Annotated in this window: 31 protein-coding genes; 8 read left to right on the top strand and 23 right to left on the bottom strand. The window is 70.7% G+C overall.

Annotated elements, in window-relative coordinates:
* Positions 1-78 precede the first annotated feature (78 nt).
* The 5 genes from moaC to IF12_RS0100230 all read left to right on the top strand — a co-directional run bounded on the left by moaC (position 79) and on the right by IF12_RS0100230 (position 4,020).
* Positions 79-576, top strand: a complete 498-nt coding sequence (moaC, locus tag IF12_RS0100250; protein WP_030144265.1) for a cyclic pyranopterin monophosphate synthase MoaC — start codon at positions 79-81, stop codon at positions 574-576.
* A complete protein-coding gene (locus IF12_RS0100245) occupies positions 573-1,094 on the top strand; it encodes a molybdenum cofactor biosynthesis protein B (RefSeq protein WP_030144264.1) in 522 nt (173 codons plus the stop codon). The genes moaC and IF12_RS0100245 overlap by 4 nt, the downstream gene beginning before the upstream one ends.
* The gene (locus tag IF12_RS0100240; protein ID WP_030144263.1) at positions 1,094-2,287 is read left to right on the top strand and encodes a molybdopterin molybdotransferase MoeA; all 1,194 of its coding nucleotides are present in this window, start codon (positions 1,094-1,096) and stop codon (positions 2,285-2,287) included. The genes IF12_RS0100245 and IF12_RS0100240 overlap by 1 nt, the downstream gene beginning before the upstream one ends.
* Positions 2,284-2,697 carry a molybdenum cofactor biosynthesis protein MoaE gene (locus IF12_RS0100235; protein ID WP_030144262.1) on the top strand — a complete coding sequence of 138 codons (414 nt, stop codon included), beginning with the start codon at positions 2,284-2,286 and terminating at the stop codon, positions 2,695-2,697. The genes IF12_RS0100240 and IF12_RS0100235 overlap by 4 nt, the downstream gene beginning before the upstream one ends.
* A gap of 123 nt (positions 2,698-2,820) precedes the next feature.
* A complete protein-coding gene (locus tag IF12_RS0100230; RefSeq protein WP_030144261.1) occupies positions 2,821-4,020 on the top strand; it encodes a sulfotransferase in 1,200 nt (399 codons plus the stop codon).
* Positions 4,021-4,085: 65 nt separating this feature from the next.
* Here the strand turns inward: IF12_RS0100230 and IF12_RS0100225 are convergent, their stop codons facing one another.
* Positions 4,086-4,739, bottom strand: coding sequence for a copper resistance CopC family protein (locus IF12_RS0100225; protein WP_051703781.1), 654 nt, complete (start codon positions 4,737-4,739; stop codon positions 4,086-4,088).
* 180 nt (positions 4,740-4,919) lie between these two features.
* Here IF12_RS0100225 and IF12_RS0100220 point away from each other — a divergent pair, with 180 nt between their 5' ends.
* Complete coding sequence (locus IF12_RS0100220; RefSeq protein ID WP_030144259.1) at positions 4,920-5,912, top strand: Gfo/Idh/MocA family protein; 993 nt, start codon at positions 4,920-4,922, stop codon at positions 5,910-5,912.
* A 45-nt stretch (positions 5,913-5,957) separates the two neighbouring features.
* On the opposite strand, the gene IF12_RS0100215 is transcribed toward IF12_RS0100220, so the two are convergent.
* From IF12_RS0100215 to IF12_RS0100195, 5 genes are all read right to left on the bottom strand, one after another.
* Complete coding sequence (locus tag IF12_RS0100215) at positions 5,958-6,839, bottom strand: hypothetical protein (protein ID WP_133884112.1); 882 nt, start codon at positions 6,837-6,839, stop codon at positions 5,958-5,960.
* Between the two features lie 78 nt (positions 6,840-6,917).
* Positions 6,918-7,304: a YbaB/EbfC family nucleoid-associated protein gene (locus IF12_RS0100210; protein WP_030144257.1), complete on the bottom strand. Its 387-nt coding sequence runs from the start codon at positions 7,302-7,304 to the stop codon at positions 6,918-6,920.
* Positions 7,301-7,633: a YbaB/EbfC family nucleoid-associated protein gene (locus IF12_RS25310; RefSeq protein WP_030144256.1), complete on the bottom strand. Its 333-nt coding sequence runs from the start codon at positions 7,631-7,633 to the stop codon at positions 7,301-7,303. Before IF12_RS25310 ends, IF12_RS0100210 begins: the two co-directional genes overlap by 4 nt.
* A 32-nt stretch (positions 7,634-7,665) precedes the next feature.
* The gene (locus tag IF12_RS25305) at positions 7,666-8,478 is read right to left on the bottom strand and encodes a hypothetical protein (protein WP_030144255.1); all 813 of its coding nucleotides are present in this window, start codon (positions 8,476-8,478) and stop codon (positions 7,666-7,668) included.
* 96 nt (positions 8,479-8,574) lie between these two features.
* Positions 8,575-9,429, bottom strand: a complete 855-nt coding sequence (locus IF12_RS0100195) for a Bax inhibitor-1/YccA family protein (RefSeq protein WP_030144254.1) — start codon at positions 9,427-9,429, stop codon at positions 8,575-8,577.
* Between the two features lie 155 nt (positions 9,430-9,584).
* On the opposite strand from IF12_RS0100195, the gene IF12_RS0100190 reads away from it, so the two are divergent.
* Together IF12_RS0100190 and IF12_RS0100185 are read left to right on the top strand one after the other, a co-directional pair.
* Positions 9,585-9,911, top strand: coding sequence for a type VII secretion target (locus IF12_RS0100190; protein WP_030144253.1), 327 nt, complete (start codon positions 9,585-9,587; stop codon positions 9,909-9,911).
* Positions 9,911-10,990: a hypothetical protein gene (locus tag IF12_RS0100185; RefSeq protein WP_030144252.1), complete on the top strand. Its 1,080-nt coding sequence runs from the start codon at positions 9,911-9,913 to the stop codon at positions 10,988-10,990. The genes IF12_RS0100190 and IF12_RS0100185 overlap by 1 nt, the downstream gene beginning before the upstream one ends.
* Positions 10,991-11,065: 75 nt before the next feature.
* On the opposite strand, the gene IF12_RS23555 is transcribed toward IF12_RS0100185, so the two are convergent.
* The 17 genes from IF12_RS23555 to IF12_RS0100095 all read right to left on the bottom strand — a co-directional run bounded on the left by IF12_RS23555 (position 11,066) and on the right by IF12_RS0100095 (position 23,536).
* The gene (locus IF12_RS23555) at positions 11,066-12,769 is read right to left on the bottom strand and encodes a hypothetical protein (RefSeq protein WP_051703780.1); all 1,704 of its coding nucleotides are present in this window, start codon (positions 12,767-12,769) and stop codon (positions 11,066-11,068) included.
* Complete coding sequence (locus IF12_RS0100175) at positions 12,766-13,482, bottom strand: hypothetical protein (RefSeq protein ID WP_133884111.1); 717 nt, start codon at positions 13,480-13,482, stop codon at positions 12,766-12,768. Before IF12_RS0100175 ends, IF12_RS23555 begins: the two co-directional genes overlap by 4 nt.
* 91 nt (positions 13,483-13,573) lie before the next feature.
* Positions 13,574-13,900, bottom strand: a complete 327-nt coding sequence (locus tag IF12_RS0100170; protein WP_030144249.1) for a hypothetical protein — start codon at positions 13,898-13,900, stop codon at positions 13,574-13,576.
* A gap of 250 nt (positions 13,901-14,150) precedes the next feature.
* A complete protein-coding gene (locus IF12_RS0100165) occupies positions 14,151-14,456 on the bottom strand; it encodes a hypothetical protein (RefSeq protein WP_030144248.1) in 306 nt (101 codons plus the stop codon).
* Positions 14,457-14,652: 196 nt separating this feature from the next.
* Complete coding sequence (locus IF12_RS0100155; protein ID WP_030144247.1) at positions 14,653-14,991, bottom strand: hypothetical protein; 339 nt, start codon at positions 14,989-14,991, stop codon at positions 14,653-14,655.
* 15 nt (positions 14,992-15,006) lie between these two features.
* Positions 15,007-16,569, bottom strand: coding sequence for a hypothetical protein (locus tag IF12_RS23550; RefSeq protein WP_133884110.1), 1,563 nt, complete (start codon positions 16,567-16,569; stop codon positions 15,007-15,009).
* A 106-nt stretch (positions 16,570-16,675) separates the two neighbouring features.
* Positions 16,676-17,638: a hypothetical protein gene (locus IF12_RS0100145; RefSeq protein ID WP_030144245.1), complete on the bottom strand. Its 963-nt coding sequence runs from the start codon at positions 17,636-17,638 to the stop codon at positions 16,676-16,678.
* Between the two features lie 3 nt (positions 17,639-17,641).
* Positions 17,642-17,956 (bottom strand): type VII secretion target, encoded by a 315-nt coding sequence (locus IF12_RS0100140; protein WP_030144244.1) that lies wholly within the window; start codon positions 17,954-17,956, stop codon positions 17,642-17,644.
* A complete protein-coding gene (locus IF12_RS0100135; protein WP_030144243.1) occupies positions 17,953-18,705 on the bottom strand; it encodes a hypothetical protein in 753 nt (250 codons plus the stop codon). The genes IF12_RS0100140 and IF12_RS0100135 overlap by 4 nt, the downstream gene beginning before the upstream one ends.
* 60 nt (positions 18,706-18,765) lie before the next feature.
* The gene (locus IF12_RS0100130; RefSeq protein ID WP_030144242.1) at positions 18,766-19,467 is read right to left on the bottom strand and encodes a hypothetical protein; all 702 of its coding nucleotides are present in this window, start codon (positions 19,465-19,467) and stop codon (positions 18,766-18,768) included.
* A gap of 135 nt (positions 19,468-19,602) precedes the next feature.
* Positions 19,603-19,878, bottom strand: a complete 276-nt coding sequence (locus tag IF12_RS0100125) for a hypothetical protein (RefSeq protein WP_030144241.1) — start codon at positions 19,876-19,878, stop codon at positions 19,603-19,605.
* Between the two features lie 11 nt (positions 19,879-19,889).
* On the bottom strand, positions 19,890-20,624 hold the full coding sequence (locus IF12_RS23545) for a hypothetical protein (protein ID WP_051703778.1): 735 nt from the start codon (positions 20,622-20,624) through the stop codon (positions 19,890-19,892).
* A gap of 223 nt (positions 20,625-20,847) precedes the next feature.
* Positions 20,848-21,642 carry a nucleic acid/nucleotide deaminase domain-containing protein gene (locus tag IF12_RS22415; RefSeq protein ID WP_035747989.1) on the bottom strand — a complete coding sequence of 265 codons (795 nt, stop codon included), beginning with the start codon at positions 21,640-21,642 and terminating at the stop codon, positions 20,848-20,850.
* A complete protein-coding gene (locus IF12_RS0100110) occupies positions 21,639-22,019 on the bottom strand; it encodes a hypothetical protein (protein WP_030144239.1) in 381 nt (126 codons plus the stop codon). Before IF12_RS0100110 ends, IF12_RS22415 begins: the two co-directional genes overlap by 4 nt.
* A 42-nt stretch (positions 22,020-22,061) precedes the next feature.
* A complete protein-coding gene (locus IF12_RS0100105) occupies positions 22,062-22,637 on the bottom strand; it encodes a nucleic acid/nucleotide deaminase domain-containing protein (RefSeq protein ID WP_030144238.1) in 576 nt (191 codons plus the stop codon).
* 16 nt (positions 22,638-22,653) lie between these two features.
* On the bottom strand, positions 22,654-23,184 hold the full coding sequence (locus IF12_RS0100100; protein ID WP_030144237.1) for a hypothetical protein: 531 nt from the start codon (positions 23,182-23,184) through the stop codon (positions 22,654-22,656).
* A gap of 4 nt (positions 23,185-23,188) precedes the next feature.
* A complete protein-coding gene (locus IF12_RS0100095; protein WP_030144236.1) occupies positions 23,189-23,536 on the bottom strand; it encodes a type VII secretion target in 348 nt (115 codons plus the stop codon).
* Between the last annotated feature and the right edge of the window lie 101 nt (positions 23,537-23,637).

Genomic DNA, 23,637 nt, shown 5'->3' with positions numbered 1-23,637 from the left:
CCGGCCTCCTGCCCGCCGTGAGCCCGCCCGCCGCGCTGGAACCGCGGCGAGGCCCCCGTCCCGACTAGACTTCGCTGCATGGCAGACCTGACGCACGTGGACTCGACCGGGGCGGCCCGGATGGTGGACGTCTCGGGCAAGGACGTCTCGCGGCGCTCGGCGCTCGCGACCGGGCGGCTCGTGACCACCCCCGAGGTCGTCGCCGCGCTGCGGGCGAACTCGCTGGCGAAGGGCGACGCTCTGGCGACGGCCCGCATCGCGGGGATCATGGCCGCGAAGCGCACCCCCGACCTGGTGCCGCTGTGCCACCCCATCGCCCTCAGCGGCGTCGAGGTCGAGCTGACGGTGACCGACGAGGGCGTGTCCATCGCCGCGCGGGTGCGGACCGCCGACCGCACCGGCGTCGAGATGGAGGCGCTGACGGCGGTGTCGGTGGCGGGGCTGACACTGGTGGACATGGTCAAGGCCGTCGACCCGGCGGCGACGATCGCCGAGGTCGGGGTTGCAGAGAAGCTCGGCGGGAAAACCGGTACGTGGCGGCGGGAGCCGTCCGATGCAAAGGGAGCAGACGCATGACGTCGATCAGCGCACTCATCGTGGTCGCCTCGAACCGGGCGGCCGACGGCGTGTACGAGGACACCTCCGGGCCGGTCCTGGTCCAGGGGTTCGCCGCGGCCGGGTTCGGCGTGGCCGGGCCGGTCGTCGTCCATGACGGCGGCGAGGTCGAGCAGGCCCTGCGCGACGCCGTCGACGACGGCTTCGACCTGGTCGTCACCACCGGCGGCACGGGCCTGACCTCGCTGGACCTGACCCCCGAGATGACGCGGCGCGTCATCGACCGGGAGGTGCCCGGCATCAGCGAGGCGATCCGCGCCGCGGGCCTCGCCAAGACCCCGTTCGCGGCGCTGTCGCGCGGAACCGCCGGCGTCGCCGGCACCACTCTGATCGTCAACATCGCCGGGTCCAAGGGCGCCGCGCAGGACGCGCTGACCGTGCTCACCGCCGAGTTCCTGACGCACGCGGTCTCCCAGCTCAAGGACGGCGACCACCCGCGGCCCGAGACCGAGGCGGCCGGTCACGGAGGAAGCGCCTGATGGCCGACAGCGCGCAGCCGATGCACTGGGCCGAGGCCCGCGAGACCGCCTGGGCCGCCGGCTTCGCGGCCCGCCCGGTCGCGGCCGAACTGCCGTTCGACCAGGCCGCGGGCTCGGCGCTCGCCGCGCCGCTCACGGCCGCCTCCGACCTGCCCGCCTTCCCGACCTCCGCGGTCGACGGCTGGGCCGTCGCCGGGCCCGGGCCGTGGCGCCCGGGCGGCGCGGTTCTGGCCGGCCAGGTGCCCGGGCCGATCACGCCCGGCCGGGCCGTCAAGATCGCCACCGGGGCGCAGGTCCCCGCGGGCACCGAGGGCCTCATCCGCTTGGAGCACACCGAGACCGGCACTGACGGGTCCGTTACCGGGCCCGCCGAGCGCGAGTGGCGCGAGACCGGCGAGGAGGCCCGGCGCGGCGAGGAGCTGCTGCCCGCGGGCACCCCGGTCACCCCGCCGGTGATCGGCCTCGCCGCCAGCGCCGGCCACGTGACGCTGCCGGCGCACCCGCGCCCCGCCGCCCGCGTCGTCGTCTTCGGCGACGAGCTGCTGACCGGCGGCGTCTCCCGGGACGGGCGGGTCCGCGACTCGCTCGGCCCGATGGTCCCGCACCTGCTCACCGCCGCCGGAGCGGCGGCCGGGCCGAGCCTCGGACCGGTCGAGGACACCCTGGAGGCGCACGTCGCCGCCCTGCGCTCGGCCCTGAGCGAGGCGGACCTGGTGTGCACCACCGGCGGCACCATGGTCGGCCCGGTCGACCACCTCCACCCCGCGCTCGCCGAGATCGGCGCCGAGTACGTGCTCAACACCGTGGCCGTCCGGCCCGGCTTCCCGATGCTGTTGGCGCGCACCGAGGACGGCAGGTTCATCGCCGGGCTGCCCGGCAATCCGCAGTCGGCGGTGATCGCGGTGGTCACCCTCGTCGCCCCGCTGCTGGCGGGCCTGCGCGGCCTGCCGCTGCCGCCGCTCGGCGCGACGCGCCTGGCCGAGGACGTGCCGGGCCGGGGCGCCTTCACGCACCTCGCGCTGGTCGACGCGGCGGGACGGCGGCTGGGCCACCACGGTTCGGCGATGCTGCGCGGCCTGGCGGGCGCCGCCGGGTTCGCCGTCATCGCCCCGAACGCCACCGGCAGTGCGGGCGAGGCGATCGGCCTCGCGACCGTGCCCGGGGTGAGCGCCGGGTTCGGGGGGACCGCATGATCCGCGCGAGAGTCCTCGACGCCCCGCTCGACGCCGCCGAGCACGAGCGGGCGGCTGCCGACGCCCGGGCCGGGGCGGTGGTGTCGTTCTCGGGGAACGTCCGCGACCACGATCACGGCAGGGGCGTCCTGCGTCTGTCCTATGAGGGCCACCCTTCGGCCGGGGAGCTGCTGCGCGCCATCGCCGAGGAGATCGCCGCCCGCCCCGGCGTGCACGGCGTCGTCGTCTCGCACCGCGTCGGCGACCTCGCGATCGGCGATCCCGCACTGGTGGCGGCGGTCGCCGCCGAGCACCGCAAGGAGGCCTTCGACGCCTGCGCCGACCTGGTCGACGAGGTGAAGGCGCGCCTGCCGATCTGGAAGCACCAGTTCTTCGACGACGGCACCGACGAGTGGGTCAACTGCCCCTGACCGCGGCCCGTTCCCCTCCCCGCAACACCCGTGTCACATTGTGACGCGTTGAGGACGCGCCCGGCTTGCTATAGGCTGCCGGGAAAGTCGTACCCCCGCAACGGGAGAGGAACCCCGCCCTCCATGAAACGCGTGACCGTCACCGCCAGAGCCCTCAACCTCCTACTCACCCCCTCCACCGGCGGCCGCAAGCGGCCCGCCGAGGCCTGGGACAAGGTCGTGTCCGATGTGGTCGCCTCCGGCCTGTCCCTCGACGGCGAGGAGACGTTCGCCAAGGACTTCGGATTCCTGCTCGAGTGTCTCGCCGACGAGCCCGGACTCCTGCCGCTCGGCTGGACCTCGGCCGTCGCCGATTCGAAGTCGCGCTTGGAGAACCGGCTCAAGACCAAGGCGCTCATCGCCGAGCACCCGGCCGTCCTCGAGGAGCGGATCGAGAGGCCGGTCTTCGTCGTCGGGATGCCGCGCACGGCGACCACCTTGGCGCACAAGGTCCTCGCCGCCTCCGACGACCACCGGGGCCCGCGGATGTGGGAGATGCTCCACACCGATCTGGAGACCGACCCGGCCGTGATCGGCAAGCGGATCTCCGACCTGGACAAGGGCATCCAGTTCATGATGCGCGTCGCCCCGTCGTGGAAGGTCATCCACCCCAGCTCGGTCGACAGCCCCGAAGAGTCCATGATGGTCATGCCGCACGGCTTCTACCACCTCTTCCTGCGCGGCCCGATGCCCGCCTACCGCGAGTGGCTGAAGCAGCGGGACGTCAGGCCCGACTACGGCTACCTCAAGCAGGTGCTCCAGATCCTCCAGCACGGGCGCGAGCCCAAGCGCTGGATCCTCAAGTACCCCGGACACCTCTCGGACCTCGAGATCATCCGCGAGATCTTCCCCGACGCGACCTTCGTGTGGACCCACCGCGACCCGGTCACCGTCATCGGCTCCCTGTGCAGCCTCATGGAGACCTCCTGGTCGACCTACCTCAAGCACCCCGACCTCCACGAGATCGGCCGGCTGGCCGTGGAGCTCATGTCCGAGTCAGTCCAGAAGGGACGCGATTCGCGGGTGGCGCTCCCCGCCGAGTCCATCGTGGACGTTCCTTACCACCAGCTCAACTCCGACCCGCAGCGCCTGGTGCCGAAGATCTACGACGCCCTGGGCGCGCGGTGGACCGAGAAGGACGCGGGGAACCTGGAGAGCGTGCTCGCCCGCCCGGCCACCGACCGCAAGCACGAGTACGGCGTGGCCCGCTACGGTCTCGAACTCGGCGGCGTCGAGGCGGCCTTCGGCGACTACACGCGTCTGGTCGCGAAGCTCAACGGGTGAACGGACGGGGCGCCCGCGCGCGGATCACCGCGCGCGGGCGCCCCTGAAGAAGTCGGGTGCGGCGCCTACTCGGCGCCGCCGTCCTTCTCGTCGTCTTCGGTGGTGTCGTTCTGCTTGCGGCCCAGGGTCTTCACCAGGACCACGCCGCCCACGACGACGACCAGCACGCCGAGGAGGATCGCGGCCAGGGCCGCGAAGGTGTTCGAATCCTCTTCGGCCGCTTCGGTGGTCGCCTCCTCGGTGGATTCGGGGGCCTCGGCCTCCGAGGTCGCCTCGTCGGCGGTCTCGGCCTCGGTCTCGGGCGCTTCGGCACCGGCCGCGGCGAGGTCCTCGGGGATGGCCTCCACGGTGAACGTCAGCGCGTCGTCGACCCGGTGGCCGTCCTCGGAGATCAGCCGGAACGCCACGGTGTACTCCCCCGGCTCGGTGTACAGCATCGGCTGGGTGAAGGTGTCGCCGTCGAAGGAGGCGTCCTCGACCGCGACGACCGCGCCCGAGGGGTCGGTCACGGCGATCTCGGTCGAGGGGCCGTCGAGGATCTCGGAGAAGGTCACCGTGACCGCGGCGGGCGCCTCGGCCAGGGTGGCCCCGTTCTCGGGGTCGGTGCCGACGACCCCCGCGTGGGCCGACGCCGGGGCGGCCGAGGCGATCGCGAGCAGTCCGCCGCCCGCGGCGGCGATGAGGAGCGCGAAGGCGCGCTTGATGGATATCCGCTGCATGTGGCCATAGTGCCATGCGCGGGCCGGGACCGGCCTGGGGGAAAGGTCACATTCCGTACCCGATGCCGACCATTTGGTCACGCACCGTAGGGATCTTGCGTGGAAATCGCCCGATTAACGGCGATAGTACCGCTGACCCTCGTGTTGACGATCGCCGGAAGTTGTGATGTGCTTACGTCCATGGTTGAACCGATCCGATGGGGAATCCTGGCGACCGGTGGAATCGCATCGACCTTTGTGGAAGATCTTGCCCTCCTCGACGATTGCCGCGTCACCGCTGTGGCCTCTCGATCGGCGGAGCGCGCCGCCGCGTTCGCCAAGAAGTACGACATCGAAAACACCTGGGACTCCGTCCAAGCCCTGGCCGCGGACGACGAGGTGGACATCGTCTACGTCGCCACCCCGCACTCCCACCACTACCTGCCCACCTTGCAGCTCCTGGAAGCCGGCAAGCACGTCCTGTGCGAGAAGGCCTTCGCCTACAACGCCGCCCAGGCCCGCACCATGTTCGACGTCGCCCGCGAGCACCAGCGCTTCCTCATGGAGGCCATGTGGACCCGCTGCAACCCCGCGATCAGGGAAATGCGCCGGGCCATCCAGGAGGGCATGATCGGCGAGGTCGTGTCCGTCAACGGCAACTTCGCCCTCGCCGCCGACCTGCCGCCCAGCCACCGCCTGCGCAACCTCGAACTGGCCGGGGGCGCTCTCCTCGACCTCGGGGTCTACCCGCTGACGCTGGCGCACCTGGCCCTCGGCGCGCCCGAGTCGGTCACCGCGACCGCGGTCATGGACACCACCGGCGTCGACGCCTACACCGCGATGACCCTGCGCTACCCGAACGCGATCGCGCAGCTGGCCTGCTCGATCCGCGGCGGGGCCGCGAACGAGGTCACCATCGCGGGCACCGAGGGCCGCATCGAACTGCGCGACTTCGCCTACCGCCCCAGCGGTTACACCCTCGTGCGCTACAACGAGGCGCCGCGCGAGTTCGAGGCGCCCTACGTCGGCCACGGCTACGTCCACGAGGCCCTGGAGGTCCACCGGACGCTGCGCCAGGGCCGGCTCGAGTCCACGCTCGTGCCGCCGCAGAGCACCATCGAAGTCCTCGAGGTCATGGACGAGGTGCGCGCCCAGATCGGGCTGCGCTACCCCGGCGAGACCCACCCGAAGTAGACGCCCCGGGGCGGGCCGGTCCGCGGACCGGCCCGCCCCGGACGCTCAGTACTCGATCTGCCTGCGGGCGGCCTCGCGCTTGGCGGTTATCGCCGCGTGGCGCTCGCGCAGCCACGCCACCCTCGCCTCGCCGACCTCGATCGCGGTCTGCTCGGCCTGCTCGATGACCACGCCGCGCCGCCCGGCCTCGGCCCTGAACACCGCGTCGAGGTTCGGCAGCAGCGCCATGACCGGACCGGTGAAGTACCCGGTCTCGGCCTCCTTGGTGCGGATCCAGCCCTTGTACTCGATCTCGCAGACCACTTGGCGGCGACCGGCTTCGGGGTCGCGTATGGCGAGGTCGGCGACCATGGCCCACAGCGTGAAGATCGCGGACGTCGCCTTCTCCGAGACCCAGCCGCGGCCGGGCACCGGCGGCAGCAGGGCCTGGATGCTGTCGGTGAAGCCGTCGGTCGAGAGCTTCTGCACGATGCCGTCGAGCGAACGCGTGCGGATCGCCTTCACCTTGTGCCACTTCGCGGTCGCGCCGTCGAAACCGACCTCGTCAGGGCCGATGTCGATCGTGCCGAACTTGTCGAGCAGGCCCAGGAGCATCCCGGTCCCCTTGGGCGGCTTCTGCCCCGCGGTGACGAGCTTCCCGAGGCTCCACTTCCAGTGCTCGGCGACCGGGTCGGACGGCAGCGGGAGCCGCTTGAGCAGCTCCTCGAGGTCGCCCTCCCGCAGCGCGGACCTGGCGTCGCCGACGAAGTCCTTCGCGGCGTCGCGGCGGTCGGTCGCGAAACCGGTCGCCGCGTCGACCTTGCCGCGCGCGAAACCCTTTGCGGCGTCGCGCTTCTGCCGGGCGGCATCGGCGCCGACGTCGACGACCGTCTTCCCGGCGTCCTGAGCGCGCTGCCGCATCTGGTCCAGGCGGTCCTTCATACCCATGCGGATCAATGTACAAGCCGCGCACCAGCAGTGGCGACCTGGTCACGGGCCCTTCCCGGCCGCCCGGGCGGCCTCCGGTCAGCGCTCGAAACGGTCCCTCATGTGCTCGGGCAAGGTGTTGCGCACCAAGGCGTTGACGTCGAACTTGTCGCCCACGAGCGCCTGCGCCATCTCGGCCATCTTGACGCCGTACTCGGCCTTCGCCTGCGCGATGACGGCCAGGATCGTCGGCCCGAGGGACTGGCGCATCCGCATCGCGTGCTCGTCGATGCCGATCTCGGCGAGCCGGCCGTCGGCGTCGAGCTTGACGCGGACGAGGCCGTCGTCCGAGTAGGCCTCGATCGCGACCGTGCCCAGCTCTTCGGACAACTGCTCGTACTTCGCGAGGGTCCGCTCGGCGTCCTCCTGCATCTGCTGGAGGCGCCGGAACATCTCCTCGGGAGCGGGTCGGTTGCGGTCGCTCATCGCGGTCCCTCCGTGTCGGTGTCGATCCCTCCGAAGCCGCCGCCGAAATCGGTCGGCCCCGTGCCCAGGATGCGGCCGATCTCCGCCGACAGCTCGGTCTTGGCCTTGTTCTCGGCGGCGTTGACCGTCGCGACGATCGCCTCCCCCAGCTCGACCCCGCTCAACTCGAACGCGTTGAGCCGCAGGTCCAGCACCTTGATGTCGCCGGCGGGACCGGCGACGACGCGCACGCCGCCGTCCTCGCTCACCGCCTCGGCCTCGGCCTCGACGGCGAGGTGCTGGACCTCCTGCGCGCGCCGCTGCATCGCGGCGACTTCGTCCTCTGTCATGGGTCTCCCTTCCGGGGCCGGGCCCCGTGGATCTATACGAACAGACGCCGCACCTGCACGACGGCGTCGAGGAACTCGGCGCGGCGGCGGTGGGCGATCATGCCGGTGTCGCCCTCGGCCTCGATGAACACGAGCCGGCGGCCCAGGACCGCCCACGTGCGCTTGAAGACCCGCTTGTCGAAGTCGCGGTAGGCGGCCTCGAAGAAGCGCTCGCCGAACTCGCGCGAGGCGGTGTGGACCTTGGGCGGGACGGGCCCGAACACCACGTCGAGCGCCTTGCCGACCGGCGAGCGGGCGAGCAGCCCGGTCCTGGGGGCCCGCGGCGGCGCGACGCTGACCTCCTCGTAGCCGCCGCGCCGGGCGTACCAGGTCCGGCGGGCGTGGCCGCTGCCGCCGAAGCCCCGGTCGTGGACCAGGTCGGGGAACTCGCGGCCGAGCGGAGCGTACACGATCCGGTAGGTCTGGACCTTCCCGTCGCCGACCGGCTCGTACGTCTGGAAGCCCAGCAGGTCGACGCCCCGCCAGGCACCTTTGAGCAGGCCCACGACCTCGTTGAGCGGGAACCCCGCCTCGCGGAGGTCCTCGAACATGGCGACCATCGCCGGATCGCCCGCGATCTCGTCCGGGACCGGATGCTCGCTGTAGGCGAAGCCGTGCTTGGCGGCGAACCTGCCCCACTGGCGGGCGCGCAGCTCGCCGAAGTTCCGGTTGGTCAGCTGCGAGTCGGGGCCCGAGCCGTCGAAGGCGGCGTCGAGGATGAACACGGCGATGTCGCCCGCCCGGCGCCTCGCGTTCGGCTTCGCGGTCGCCGAGAGGTCCGCCGGGCCGTCGCCGTGCGAGGACATCGTCAACCTCCGGGAATAGGGATCGTCGGGCCATGGTACGGACCGACCGCCACCGACGGCAAATCGCGCACCGGCCGCTGCCTGCGCGATCGCGGGTCAGTCGGAGGAGAGGCCGTGCATCCCCGAGTACTGGTCGCCGTACGTCGTACGGAAGTCGGTGAGGCGCCAGACGTAGATCCCGACCGGCCCGGCGGCGACCGCCAGGGCCGCGGCCCAGCGGTACCGGGCGGGCGCCCCGGCCTCGGTGTACGCGTCGATCCGGCGCAGATCGGTCCGGAACGAGGAGGCGGCCCAGACCGCCAGCAGCACCAGCAGGTACCAGCCCCACCAGGGCACGAGGGCCCCGCCCGGTCCGATCAATGCCCGATCGGCCCCGGCGAGGGCGGCCGCGGCGTTCCCGAGGGCCAGCGCCGCGAGCCCCGCGGCGGCAGAGGCAGGGACCACGACGACGGCCGGCCGCCGGCCCCACCGGCTGCGCCGGATCGCGATCGCCGCGAGCCCGGTGAGCACGGTCGACAGGAGCGCGTTGGCGAGGAACCAGCCGGTGCCGAGGCTGAAGGTGACGCCGATCCAGGCCAGGAGCAGCCCTTGCGCGACCGCGTAGGCGGCCGCCGCGACGGGGTTCGACACCGGCCTGAAGCTCCCGAGGACCAGAAGACCCGCGACGACCACGAGGCCCGCGATCCCGACGAGGTTCACCTCGCGGCTCTGCCAGCCGTCCGACAGGACCGACCAGTCGCCCGAGTCGGCCGACCTGCCGGCCATGAACCGCCAGGCGGCGAGCATCGACGCGAGGGTGAGGCCCAGCAGCAGCGCCGCCCGGGCCGCGACCTGCCCGGCGGTCGACCGGTCGCCGCCGACGACGTGCACCGCGCTCGCGGCGCGCGGGGTCGGCGCGCCCTCGTCCTGGATGCGGACGAGGCGGTTGAAGAGCTGGTTGCCGCGTGCCATGGGCGTCGACCTTCGTTCTGGATCCGATCGTCGCCCCAGCGTACGTCCGCTGGACGGGCGCGGTTTGCACCGGCTGCGTATGCTCGCACACAGGTACTGCACGAGACCGACGGTGCCGATACCCATCCGACCTTCATGCCCTGGAGGGCCCGCCCATGACGTGGATAGACGTCGACGCCGAGAAGCTGCGCGAAGCGGCTACCACACTGCACCAGTCCGAGGGTGAGATCCAGGCCCTCGCCGACTACGCGCAGGAGGCCGACCCCGAATGGTGGATGTGGGGCGTGGCCGGCCTGGTGATGGCCCCGGCGTACTTCGCGCTCGCGGACGTCTTCCACTCCTCGATGGCGGAGTCGGTCGAGGCCGTCTCGGGTCTGGCCAACCGGATCACCGAATGCGCGGACGAGCACGAGGGCAATGACGCGGCGATCGCCGCCGAGCTGGAGAAGATCGCCGCCGAGATCGGGCAGGAGGGGAACTGATGACGGACGTCCAAGAGCCCACGTGGGACGAGAGCGCACCGCAGCAGAAGCCGACCCTGCTGGACGGCGACGTCGGCGCCAGCGGGATGGACGCGTGGCGGGCCGTGACCGGCCAGGGCGCCCCGTCGTCGAACTCGGGGAACAACTCGGGCGGGCTCTACCATCAGGCGGTCGACGGGTACCGCAACCCCGACAACCCGGACGGGACGAAGAACGGCCCGACCAACGGCATGAACCTGTTCAAGAGCGTCGCCTCCCCGGCGATCCTGGTGCAGAACACCGCGATCAACATCGGGAAGATCGACAGCCTCACCGACTGGGACGGGTACGCGAACCTGGTGACCGGCCTGGCCGGGGACATCACCAGCGTGCAGGGGGCGGCGGAGGAGTTCTGGAGCTTCGTCGAGAACATCACCGACCCGAAGTTCAACCCCGTCGAATGGCTGGCGGGCAGCCTGATCGACTTCCTCATCCAGGTGTTCCAGCCGCTTGAGGACCTCGTCGGCATCGTCTCGGGCAACGAGAGCCGCATGAAGACCTCGGCGAGCATGTGGGACACCGTCGCCAAGGGCGCGCCGCAGGTGTCGGAGTACGTCATCGCAGTCGGCGACGCGGGCCTGGCCGACTGGCAGGGCGCGGACGGGGACGCGGCGCGCACGAGGGTCACCGAGGCCGCTCAGGTGATCGACGGGCTCGGGTACATGGCGGTCGGCATGGAGGCCCTGCTGACCTGCATGGCGGAGGTCGCCAAGGCCTTGCGCCAGGACATCGTGGACCTGCTCGCCAAGGGCGTGTCGTGGGCGCTGACCCGGTTGCTGCCGCAGGTCGCCGCGGGCATCGCGACCTTCGGCGCGACGGTGGCCACCGCGATCGCCGACGCCGTGTACAAGGTGGCATCGATGCTGATGAAGGCGTTCAACCGGATCCGCCAGGCCACGGACATCTTCGGCAAGGCCGCGCGGGTGCTCGCCAAGATCTGGGAGATCCTGGAGAAGATCAAGCCGGTGCTGGAGTTCCTCAAGAAGAACAAGACGATGATCGTCGCGGGTGCGGGCGTGGTGGAGCAGGCGACCAGATAGCCGGGGCCGGTTCTTTCCGGCCCGAGAAATGACGGGAGCGGCATCGAGGATTCGATGCCGCTCCCGTCGTGTCGCTTAGGCGTAGGGGTCTTCCTCTTCGTTGCCGATGCCCCACACGTCGTCGTCTTCGGTGAGCCAGGTGTTGGCTTCCTGCTCGCCTTCGCCTTGGCCGCCCATGCCGCGGCCGCCGGCGCCGCCCATCATGCCGCCCATGCCGCCGCCACGGCCGCCACCGGCGCCCATGCCTTTGCCCATGCCGCCACCGCGACCGCCGCCCGCACCGCCGGGGCCCATGCCGCGGCCGCCGCCGGCGCCGCCCATCATGCCGCCCATGGCACCGCCGGCGCCGAGCCCGCCGCCACCGGGACCGAGCCCGCCGCCGCCGGCACCGCCACCGGGAAGCCCACCAGGCCCCCCGCCGAAGCCACCACCAGGACCACCACCAGGAAGCCCCCCGGAAGCCAGACCACCCGAGGGATTGTCGGGGTCGTAACCCCCACCGCCCCAAGGATTGTCATCGAGATCGCCGGTGTCCAGGCCGCCCGGGGTGTAACCGCCGCCGCCGATGCCTCCACCGCCGAGTCCGCCGCCACCGCCGCCGCTGGGGGTCGGCGTGCTGATCGGTTCGAGCCCGCTGGGTCCCGAGCCCTTGGGCAGCTCGCCGGGGCCCAGACCGCCGCCGCCTCCGCCTCCACCACCGCCGCCAGGCGGGCTGTATGCAGAGTCGCTGAGGTCTCCGGCCGAGTCGCCGAACGTGCTCGGATCGGCCGGCGTCGCCTGCGGCGTGAAGCCTCCCGCTGCCGTCTCCGCGTTCTGCCAGCGGTTGACGACGTCCTCGTTGGCGATCTTGGCGCGCTCTTCGAAGTTGTCCGAGTTCACGTCGGCGGTGTTCTGGAGCTCGCGGTCCGCATCGGCCGCGGCCCACCGCTGGGCCTGCTCCAGGGTCGTCGGCGGCTCGTACTGCGCGCCTTCGGCCATGTAGTAGTCGGTCTGCGCCTGCACGTACTGCTGGGCCTCGTCGACGATGCCCTGGTCGAAGCCGCCGAGTTCGAGGGCCTTGTTGTCGGCGCCGTCGCCGAACATGCAGCCCTCGGCGACTTCGCAGCCTTCAGGCGCGAACGGGACGCGGACGTGGATGTTCGGGTTCGAGAACAGGCCGCCCTTGTCCTTGATCCAGTAGAGCGGCGCCGGATACGGCAGCGCACCGCTCGCACCGCCCTGGAGCGCGTAGATCTCTCGCCACTTCTGGTCGAGCAACTGGACGATCCCACCCCCGAGGTCGCCGATGTCCGCGGCGATCTTCTCGCAGTTGGCGAGCACGATGTCGAGCTGGTCGGAGAACGCGTCGAAGTCCTCGCCCTGCCAGCCTTCGATCAGATCGGTGAGTCCCGCCTTCAGGTTTCCGGCGACGCCGGTCTCCGCATTGTCGGCGAAGTCCTGCTTGAAGATCTTCCATTCGTCCTCGATGGCCCTGATCGCGAACCGATCCGGGTCGGTGGGGCGAATCTTGGTGACCAGCGACTGGATCTCCGCCGGGGAGGGATTCGGGAACCCGGTGGAGGCGCAGGTCAGGTTCGAGACCTGGTCCTCGACCGGGATCGCCGACATCAGTTTCACCCAGGCCTCTTCGGCCGGGTTCTCCGTGTTCGTGCAGTCCCCGTCCTTGCAGGCGATCCAGGTCAGGAATTCGGAGTTGGCGTCGCGCTCGAGCGGCGTCGTGACCGATTCGGTCATCTCCGCGTTCGCGTACTCCTCTGCTTTGAATTCCTCGTCGGTCATGACGCTGCTCCTTCCGAGGCGTTGTCATTGACGGTTGCGTTGACCTCAGGAAGATAGGTGTCGATCAGCCACTGCTGAAGCTCTTCCTTGGTGAATTGGTAGTCGGGTTCGTTGCCCTGGAGCGCGTTGTAGTCACCCGTGTAGTCCAGATCGATGTGGAGCACCCATTGGCCGTCGCGCGCGACGACATTGAGGTAATCGGTCGCCCCCGACTCCTTCGCGGAGCTGATGAGCACACCCTCGTCCCAGGGGTCGCCGATGTCGATCCGCGCGGTTTCCACATCGCCCTGGCCTTCGCTCGCGGCGACTCGCAGGCCGTACGACTCCTCGGCTTGGGCCTCGTCCTCCAACGGCACGATCTTCACGCTGAGGGTGCCGTTGGCCGGCATGTTGTCGATCGGACCCAGGTCGATCCCGGCCCCGCACACGAGTGCCTCGGGGTCCAATGTCGATTCACCCCAGCCGGCGCTGTCGGGTGCGTCGGTGCCCGAGACGGTGGCGGTGAACTCCTTGATGCCCATGAAATCCACGATCGGCTGAAGGTCCCCGAGGATCTGGCAAGGCTCCCAGGACCGCATCTCGGAGGCCACCGGGTCGCCGCCACCGGAATCACCGTCGGTGCCGTTGCTTTCGCTGCCATCGCCCGAGCATGCGGACAACAGCAGGACGGTCGCGCCCGCTCCGGCCATCGCTTTCAGAATGCCGCGAGTCATGCTGCTGCAATCTCCTTCAAGTAAGGGTTGTGAGTGCCTCGGTTCGGATCGACCCGGTTGCCGATCGCACGAGATCGCCGACCGCCAGCGATCAGAGGTCGTTCTCGTACGAGGAGGTCTCGTCGACGTTGATCTCCTCGGCTTCCTCTGAAAGGTCGGCCGAGTCGTTCAGGGTCTTGATGATCCCCGTCAAGTTCTTCCGCAAATCCTGGAGGTTGTCCCAGGTTTGCTTGTGGTAGACCTTGTAGGACTCCCGCGCGGCCTCCGAGCTGTCCAGGAGACCGAACCCCGGCTCGTTTCCGAGCACCTCACCGGTCCTCAGTTTCGGGATCAGCACATCCTCGACGAAATCGAGCTGCGCCTGGGTGATGTTGCGGTACTTGCGCAGGGCTTCAGGATCGAGTACACGCTTCGCCATGGGGGTCCTCCGACGGCCGGGGAGATCGGGTGCTAGGTCTCGATTCAGGTTAGCAGGGGCTCGCAACCTGCACAGTTCAGGCGAACTGGCATGAAATCCCAGCTCGGCAGGCCGACGATTGCAGCGCAGGGACTCCGCCGTTCGCGGTGAGACCGCCCGGTGGAGGACGACCGATGCTGCCGTTGCAGACCGTCGTGTCCCGGATCCGAGCGCTCTGGTCACCGCATGTTCTGTCGCCGAGGGTTCCGTCTCATTCGCGAGCGCTCGACGGCACGAACCGGTCGACGATCCGAGCGGCTTCGACGGCCGCGTCGGCCCTGGCGGCCTTGATCGCCGTCAGGACCTCCGCCGCCACCATCGAGGTCTCCTCGATGCCGAAGACGTCGTTGCGGAAGAACACCACGCCGCAAAGATTGCCGTCGAGTCCGACGGACACCCTGCACAGGCCCGACTCCGAGACGCGCTCGAACACTCGGCCGCGTTCGGCGGCGAAGGCCGTCTGGATCTGCTCGACCTGGTCCATCGAGTCCCGGATCATCCGGTCGATCCCGGTCATAGGCCTTCCTCGCCGGTGATGCGGGCGATCACCCGATTGACCTCGACTGCGGTTTCATCGCGGTTGAGGACGGCGGCGTTCCACGATTCGACGAGAGCGGCCGACATCGCTTGGGCGCTGCGCGGCGTGCAGCGCGAGTCCTAGTCGCTGGTCGGCAAGCGCAATCGGCACGAGTCGGCGCAGGAGGTGCTGTTTTTCAGGCGTAGCGGTCTTCGTTGCCTGCGAGGCGGAGCATTTCGGTTGCCACTTGTTGATCGACGACGCCGCCGTTCTCGATCGCCGATTGGAGTCCGGCGATCAAGCCGTAGAGGGTGCCTCTCAGGTACTGGAGGTTGCGCCAGGTGGTGGCGTGGAAGTCGGCGTATTCGACGGCGGCGTGCGCGGCGGCCCCCGGCGCGGTGCCGAAGGCCGGGGCCTTCTTCAGGTCGCCGTCGCGCAGGGACGGGATGATCTCGTTCTCCAGCTCGTCGAGCAGTTCGCCCAGGAACTGCCGGTAGCGTTCGAGCGCGGCCGGATCGAAAGTGCGCGTGGACATGCGGAGCTCCTTGTCTTAGGCGTAGGGGTCGTCGTCCTCGTTGATGAAGCCCCACATGTTCTCGTCTTCGAGGAGGTCGACGTCGGGTTCGCGGTCCTGCTGGTCGCCTCCCGGGCCGCGCCCGGCCCCGGCGCCGCCGCCCATCATCGCCGAGGAGGCCCCCCGCGAGCCCGCCGCGCCCGCGCCGCCGCCGGGCACGCCCGCCGTCGCCGTCATCGCCGCGCCGGGGATCGTCGCGACCGAGCCGGCAGTGGGCGCGGGCGTCGCTCCGCTGATGCCGCCGGGCAGTCCCGCGCCGCCCGGACCGCCGGTGCCGCTGGCGAGGCCGCCCCTGGGTCCTTCGTCCTCTTCGGACGAATCGGCGGGCTCGTCGGCGGGGGGCGCTTCGCCCGCGGGCGGTTCCAGCGACGGGTCCTCGCTCGCCTGCGGCGAGCCGGTCCCGGTGGGCTGGTCCATCGCCGGAGGTTCCAAGTCCATATAGGCCGGATCGGCGATGGCCGGGTAGTCCTTGTCGCTGCGCACCGTGCGCACCGAGCGCTCCTCGTCGTCGGTGTCGGCGCTGCGCTGCTCGATGTCCTCGTTGATCGCGGACTGGCGCTCGTCGTAGGAGTTCCAGTTCTGCGCGACGGTGCTCCCGTAGTGCTCCATGGCGTCCGCGACGGCCAGCGACTTGGCCTCCTCGACGGTGATGCCGCGGGGGTCGAGCCCTTCGGCCTCGATGTTGACGGGGCTCGAGTAGTAGTCGACGAAATGCAGGATGCGCTCGTCGATGTAGTCGATGATCTCGGTGGCCACCTCGGGTTCGGCCCCGGCGAGGGCGAGCACGTGCTCGGCGTCCTGGCAGGTGTGCTCGATGCAGTCCCCGTACCACCAGGCGGGCCTGACGTGCACCGACACCCAGCTGTGCCAGTCGCCGTCGATCCAGAACTGCGGCGCGGGGTAGGGGATCTCGCCGGAGTCCCCACCCTGGATCGCGTACAGCGAGTCCTCAGTGGACTGGAGGTTGGCGACGGTCCCGTCGATGTCGTCGATGAGGTCGTCGACCATCTCGCGCGTCTGCGTGCACGCGGTCTCGAACGACTCGAAGTCGGTGCCCGCCCAGCCCTCGGACAGGTCGGTCAGGTGCGACTTGATCCGCTCCGACCAGTCGGCGAGCCGCCCGGCCACCTGCTCGGTCCACGCCCCCCGCAGCCGCTCGATCGAGTGCGCGTCGGCGTACTCGGGCCGCACCGCCGCGATCGCCGTGCGGAAATCGGCCTCGGTCGGGAACGACATCCCGGCCTCCTTGGGCCGCAACCGGTACAGCTGCCGCTCGACGGGAACCGCGGAGGCGAGCTGCTGCCAGCCGGTCTCGGCCGGATGCACGGTCGGGTTGGCGCACTCGGGATTCGAGCAGCCCGGCCGCACGACCGGGATCTGGGCGTCCGGCAGCGTCACGATCGTGTCCGGCAGCGACTCGGCGCCGTCGGGCGCGACGGGCGCCACCGACCGAGCCGCGTCCACATCGCCGAACACAGGCGCCCCCGCGGCCGGCGCCGCGGGATCGAGCCCCTGGTACTCGGACGTATTGTCGCTCATCGAAACTCACCTCGCGAGGGAGAGGGCCGCCGGTCCCCTTCACGGTAGCAACCGAACGCCATCGGCGGAACCGCCGAAAGCCCCGCTCCCAGCAGGCGGCACACGCTCACGTCCACCGCACCTCATCGGGGTTCGTCAATCCCTCCGGCAGGTACTGCTCGATCCCGTTGGCGACCCCGTCGGCCGCGCCCAGGCCCGCCCCGCCGCCGTCGTACCCGCCGTTCCAGTTGTCGGCGTCGAAGAAGTCCCCGCCCTGGTAGGTCGGGAAGACGTTGGTCGCCGCCTGGACCCCGTGCTGCCACCACGCCGTCTGATGGTGGCGCCCGGCCGGAGTCATCGTGAACTTCCGCGCGTAGTAGGTGGTCAGGCCCTCGAGCATGTTCACGATCCCCGCCCCGGCGATCTCCAGTGGATTCGCCGGATTGCCCTTCGACTTCTGGAACGCGAACGTGAACACCGTGAACGCCCCGCACAGGGCCGCGCAGGTGTGGGAGATCGTCGAGATGACCCCCTCGGTGGTCTTGGCGTACCCCGCCATCGCCGACGCCGTCGCGTTGGCGCTCGCCTGGATCCCCGCGGCGGCGGGCGCGCCGACCCCGGTCGCCATCGCCGACAGGTACGCCACCAGATACGCGTCCATCGCGATCGTGCAGGTCAGCAGGAACACCCAGTAGGCGGCGAGCGTGACGGCGAGGACGATGAGCTCGGCGGCGAGCAGGCACGCGTTGAGCGCCAGCTCCTGCAACTGGGCCTGGAAGTCCCCGGCCTTGGCCTTGAACGCCTCGGCGTCGTCGCCGTTCCAGTTCGTCTCGTTCACCGTCTCGACCTCGGCCTGGAGCGCCTCGGCGGCGTCCCAGTTGCGCTCGGCGAGCGTCATCCACGCCCCCGCGGCCTTCATCAGGTCGCCCGGGTTGCACTGGTTCATGTAGATGCTGGTCGCCAGCGCCTGCACCGCCGGCCCGAGCACGACCGCGGGCGGCATGATCCCGGTGGCGCAGCTCTTGATGACGCCGTTGAAGTACGGCGACATCGAGCTGCCGGTCTCGAAGAGCGATTCTCCGGCTGTCATCCGCTAGCCCCCGCTCTCGCTCGAACCGAACGCGCTCGCGCAGGCCTCGTCGGCGGCCTCCATGTCGTCCGCGCACCCGTCGAGGGCCTCGCGGAGTTCGCGGAAGCACTGCGCGGCGCCCTCCATCGACTCGGCCACGGTCGCGTTCGCCATCGTGTAGGCGGCGGCCATGGAGACGGTGACGACCGTGTACAGGCTGCGGTCGATCGCTCCGAGCTCGGGCAGGACCTCGTTGGTGGACTCCAGGATCGGCACGACGTTGGCGTCGATGTCCGCGCTCAGTCCGCGCACGAACTCGGCGTCGAAGACTCTGCTCATTCCCTGCCTGCCTTTCGCTTGAAGTCCTCACCGAACCGGGTCGCGATGTCGATGACGTCGGCGCTCTCCCCGGCGGCGCGCTCGGCGACGGCCGGGGCGGCGTCCACCGCTTCGGCGACCCCTTCGGGAAGCCGTTCCCGCACTTCGGCCTCGGAGCGCCTGCGCAGTTCGGCGCGAGCGCGGGCGACGAGGTCGGTGAGGGCCGCCCCGAGGCCCTCGACGCCCCTGGTGCGGGCGCGGGGCTCGATCCTGACGGCGGCGATGACGCGTTCGGTGCTGGAGGTTACTGCGAGGTCGCCAGTGTCGCTGGCGACCTCGGCGGCGAGGACCTCCGGATCGGGGCGCGAGCGGGGGGCGGCGGCCTCGCGCATGGACTTGAGGACCCCGTCCAGGCGCAGGGCGACGGCCCGGTCGAACTCGGGGTCGCGGCTGACGGCATTGTCGGCCTGGTTGAAGCCGGGGCCGTCGAGGCCCATGCGGCCGCGGGCCATGGCGGCGAGGGCTTCGTAGCCGCCGGTGGCGGCGGCCTGGTGGAGCTGTCCGATCGCGTCGATGCCGGCGGCGAGCGCGTCGTCGGCCTCGGCTCCGGGTCGCGGGAGCCTGGCGGCGAGTTCGGTGATGAGGCTCGCGATGACGCCCGGGGGCTGCCGGAAACCGGGGACCGAGACTTCGACGTGGATCGCGCCGTCGCGCCGGCGCAACGTCACGAACTCGTCGAAATCGGTCAGGGTGTCGTCAGGTTCATTCAAGACGGAGGCTCACTTCGGTGGGGTTCACACCGAGGATAGCGAACCAACGCGGACGGTGATCTACCCCAATTCGGCGTAATGGGACGCGCTGATCCGGCCCACGGCCTCGGAGGCGGCCGCCTGCGCGGCGGTGACGGCGGCGGCGGTCTGCTCGGCGAAGGTGTGGCGGTCGGTGAGGTTGAGGACGTTGTTCTTGAGGCACACGACCTCGGTGAGCGCGCCGCGGAGGTTGACGGCGACCTTGCACAGGCCGTCTTCGGTGAGCTGTTCGAAGCGTTCGTGCGCGCGGGCGTCGATCGCGGCGTCGATGGCGCGCAGGACCTGGAGGGCCGCGTCCGCGGCGCCGGGCGCGCCGCCGCCGGCGAAGGCGGTCGCGCTCTCGGCGCGGAGGGTCTCGGCCTCGTTCCAGGCGAGGCGGATCGCGTCGGCGAGGCCGTGGTTGCCGAGGCGGACGGTGTCGACGCCGAGTTCGAGTTCGGTGAGGTTGCCGGAGGCGTCGATGACGACCTTGGTGGTCTGGTCGGGGTCGTAGCCGGTGTGGCGGGCGGCCTGGAAACGGGCGAGGCGGGCCATGGCCTGGGCGGCTTCGCGCTGGGCGGCCTCGACGGCCTCGCGGTCGGGCGGGTCGGCGAGGAGGCGCTGGGCGTTCTCCCAGTTCTCGTTGCGGGGCACGACGTCGAGGGCGGCGCGCGCGTCTTCGATGCGCTGCTCGTAGTCCTCGGGCACTTCGAACGTGAACGGCTGCGGCTCAGGGGAGGTCATGGTCAGCTCCAGACGCGGTTGCCGGGTGGGAAAGCCGACCCGATCCTACTGCGCCGCGCCCAGACCCGCACGCCTCGAGAAGCGGTGGGGGCGTATCGGAAGGGTCGGCGCCGGGTGACCGGCGCCGGTTCGGCGTCATCCGATGCCGCGGCTCTCGCGTTCCCGGATGCGGCGCTCGATGGCCGCCTCCGCCTCGTCCTGCGTGACTTCGAAGTGCTCCTTGTCGTCGTTCTGCCCGAACAGCTCGCGGACGAAGAAGTCGCTGAACTCCCAGCCGTGGCGGCCGTCGCGGTAGAACTTGTACACCTCGTCGCGCTCGACGCCTTCGCGCACGGAGCGGCGCAGGACCGACCGCGGGCGTTCGCGCGTGAATCCGTCGGTGACCACCATGTAGTACTTGACTTGCTCCATGACTCAACCCGCTATCTGTCGAGAGACTCGAAGCCGCTGGGCTTCGGGATCGTCGCGAACGCCTCGTTGGCCAGCTCGGTCGCCGTTCGCTGGAGGGCCGCCGGGGCGTCGCCGTCCCGCGCGACCTCGTAGGCCTCGTGCTCGGCCATCTTCACGTCGAAGCTGCTCTGCGTGTGGAACTGCGCCTCGAACACCTGGCCCGTCTCGGGGTCGCGCCAGAACGAGTTGACGCCGTTGTACCCCTCGCCGTTCCACAGGTTCTTCCATTTTACGGGCTCGAACCCCTTGTCCTTCATCATCGACTCGGCCCGGCTCACGCCGTCGACGTAGTTGTCCTCTTCGAAGATCATCGTGTAGCGGACGGCGTCCTTCATGTCGGCGCGGGCGGCGTCGATGTTGCCGTCGTGTTCGTCGAGCACGTCGTTGAACTTGCGGTCGAACGAGCTCTTCCCCTTCAGCCTGAAGTCGAGGCCTTCCAGGCGCGCGCCGGTGCCGTCGGCGATGTCGCGCATCCGGTCGGTGATGGCGGGCTCGTTCCGGGCCGACCGGGCCAGGAACTCGTCCGCGGCCCGGCGTTCCTCGGGGGTGAACTCCGGGTCGGCTCCCTTGGGTTTGCTCTCGAGGTACTGGGAGATGAGCTGCCTGCGCTGATCGTCGGCGCTCGGGTACGACGGGGGCGCGCTGCCCGGGCCTTCGGCGGCTGAGCCGCTCTTGTTGCCTTTTCGGGGGAGTTTTCCTGCGGGCACGGCTGCTCCTTACCTTCAGAGGGCCAGCGCGGCGCGGGCGGCTGCGGCTCGGGCGGCTGCATCTCTGGCGGGGCCGGGCGGGTGCTGCCGCGTCCTGGCGCGACCGTCGCGGGGTGCCTGCCGTCGCGTGTGGATCGGTGCCATGGATCAGTGCTCCTGGGGTGGGGGAACATGACTCGTCGTTGCGACTATATATGCGCGGCAACCAGTCGCGGCGGGCGCTTCACCGGGGACCGGTGTGGACGGGGAGGTGGAGGCTGTAGGGCGCGGTGCCGTCGGTGACCGGTTCGGCGGCGATGCCCGCCTCGTCGAGGACCGCCGCGAGTCCGGCGAGCCGGTGCTGCTTGATCGCGGCGGCTTCGGTGAGCGCCGGGTCCTCCAGCCGGTCGCCGTGCACCGCGTCGAGGACGCGCGCGGTGAGGTCGGCGCCGACGTGCCAGGAGACGTGGACGCCGCCCGCGCCGTCGGCGAGGCCGTCCACGGCCAGTTCGACGCCGGGCTCGGCGCCGAGGTCCGGTTCTGCGGCGACCCGCAGCCCGTGCCGTTCCATATGCCCCGCGACCGAACGCGCGAGCGCCGCGGCCGGGTCCGCTCCGGCCGGGCGTGGTTGAGAGCCCTCGGCTTCGCGGATCATCTGCCGCAGGTGCTCGAACACGCCGAGGTTGAGCCGCGCCAGTTCGGCGCCGTCCTCGGCGGTCGGTTCGCCGGGCGTGTCGAAGAACTCGGCGGAGTAGGTGATCGCGTCGGGCGCGACGCCGGCCGCTTCGAGGGCGGCCTCGCACTCGCAGCACGGCTGCCGCTCGGTGTAGATCGCCGCGACGGGGGACCCGACGGCCGAGGCCTGGCGGAGCACGTCGATCTCGGCGTGCAGGAGGCTCCCGCGGCTTCGCCCGGTGACGACCGAGCCGTCGCCGAGCGCGGCGGCGGCGTAGTTGCGGGCGATCGGGCTCGGGGCGCCGGGGTAGTCCCGGCGGCGCCGTTCGAACGCGATGCCGGGGAGGTCGGGGCCGAAGCTCACGGGGCGCTGACGATCTTCAGCATGTAGGGGTCGAAGTCGTCCTCGGGGTTGACCGAGGCGATCCCCGCGCCGCGGAGCACCCGTTGGATGCGGTCCAGGGCCTCCTCGAACCGGCGCCCGGCCTGGAGGATCGCCGGGTTCGCGTGGTCGCCTTCGACGACGAGCGCGTGCATGGCGGAGTTCTCCTGCACCGAGAGCGTCCAGGAGACGAACACGCCCCGGTCGTCGTCATCGGAGTCGTCCACGATCACTTGCGCCACATCGTGGTCGAGGGGCTGTTCGGTGGGCGACCAGGGGATGCCCGCCCGCTCCAGGGCCTCGGCGACGAGTCGGGCCACTCGTTCGAGCTCGGCGGTCGTCGCGTCCTCTAGGCTCAACGCCGGTTCCTCCTCACGCGGTCGGGTGCCCGTCCGGGCGTGCTAACCCGGCAACGGGACCCCATGGTAGGCATAGCTCACCCGCTTGAGTTCACCGAGTTCGAACTTGTTGAGCGAGCGCATGACCGTCAGCTGCTCGGGCGAGAGGGACTGCGCGTCCGGAGTGTCGAAGAATTCCACGGACCAGTCGACCTTCGCGTCGGGATGCTTGGTCTTCATGAGGTTCTCGCATTTGCAGCACGGCTGACGCTCGGTGTAGAGCTCCTTGATCGTCAACTGGTCGCTTGGGGCCCGGCTCTGGTTGAGCGCGTCGAGTTTCGACTGGATCTCGTTCTCCGAGCACCCCAGTGCGCCGCCGCTGGTGCCGTCGATGATCGTGCCGTCGCTGAGTTCGGCGGCGGCGAGGTTCTTCTTCACCGTGGGCGCGATCGACGGCGGCTTCGTCGGCTGCACCGTGCGCATGTCGGCGACGTGCTGCCCCAGGCGCGACTGCCCGTAGGGGACGCGGTTGCCGATGGTGCGCCGGAAGTCGGACGCGCCCGCGACGGAGGTCGGGTTGGCGCTCTGCGGCCTGCGCTCGCCGCTTCGTGGCAGGGCGCCGTGGTTGGTCGTCGGCATCGCTCGTCTCCGGCCGTCAGGAGGGGCTGAGGGCGAGGGCGGTGCGGATGACGGCGTACCCGGCCGTGTCCTGGGCGATGATCGCGGTGTACATGCTGACCAGGGCGGTGGTGAAGGCGACCGCTCCGGCCTGGTAGGCGGCGAGGACCGCGGGCGCGCCGGGTCCGGCCGCGGAGACCTGGGACCACTGGCTGGGGCCGAGGATCACGAACGGCGTCGGCAGGACCTTGTAGCCGATGCCTTCGGCGGCCTGCTTGGTGGCCTTCATGGCGGTGCAGGTGGCCATCAAGGCGGCGCCGGTGGTCCCGAGTCCGCCGGCGCAGGTGATCATCGCGGCGTCGCTGCGGCCGATGAAGGCGGCGACCTGGCCGGACCATCGGACGAGTCCTTGGTAGTCCTCGCCCTGCCAGGAGGCGGCGAGGCCGGCGACGGTCGTGCCGTAGGAGGCGCCGAGCTGGGTGAGCTGCGCGGCGGCCGATCCGATGGAGGCGCCGAGGGTCATGAGCTCGGTCGGGTTGGCGTCGAGGCACTGCTGGAAGGTGGGCACGGTGTCACACCCCGCCTTGGATCGTGGGGACGCGGAATCCGCTGAGGTCGGACTCGATGGGCTTGAACACGCTCGCGCCGTGCTCGTCGGCCTCGTCCCAGTCGTCGGCTATGTCCTGCAACAGCTCGGCGGTGTCGTCCAGATGTTCTTGGAGCTCTTGCATATCGGTCTTGAGGTCGTCGGCGAAGTCCTTGGCGCCGTCGGCGCACATGAAGCCGCGGTTGGCGCTCTCGGCGCGTTCGGCGGCCTGCACCGCGCTGTCGGGGAGGCTCCCGGCCTGGGAGGCGTACTGCTGCATCTGCTGCGACGCATTGCGAATGGCTTGGCTCTCCACCTGGACGAATCCGAACACCGGTGGCACCTCCAATGGCGTGGCGGTGGTGTCGGGACCAGGTTAGCAGGCAGCCGCCGCGGGTTCGATCCTCTTCCAGGCCAACGGCTCCGGGCCGCCGG

The sequence above is a fragment of the Glycomyces sp. NRRL B-16210 genome, assembly GCF_000719515.1.
Classification (GTDB): Bacteria; Actinomycetota; Actinomycetes; order Mycobacteriales; family Micromonosporaceae; genus Glycomyces.
Note: the sequence above shows the minus strand (reverse complement) of the source record. Positions and strands in the feature narration are given on the sequence as shown.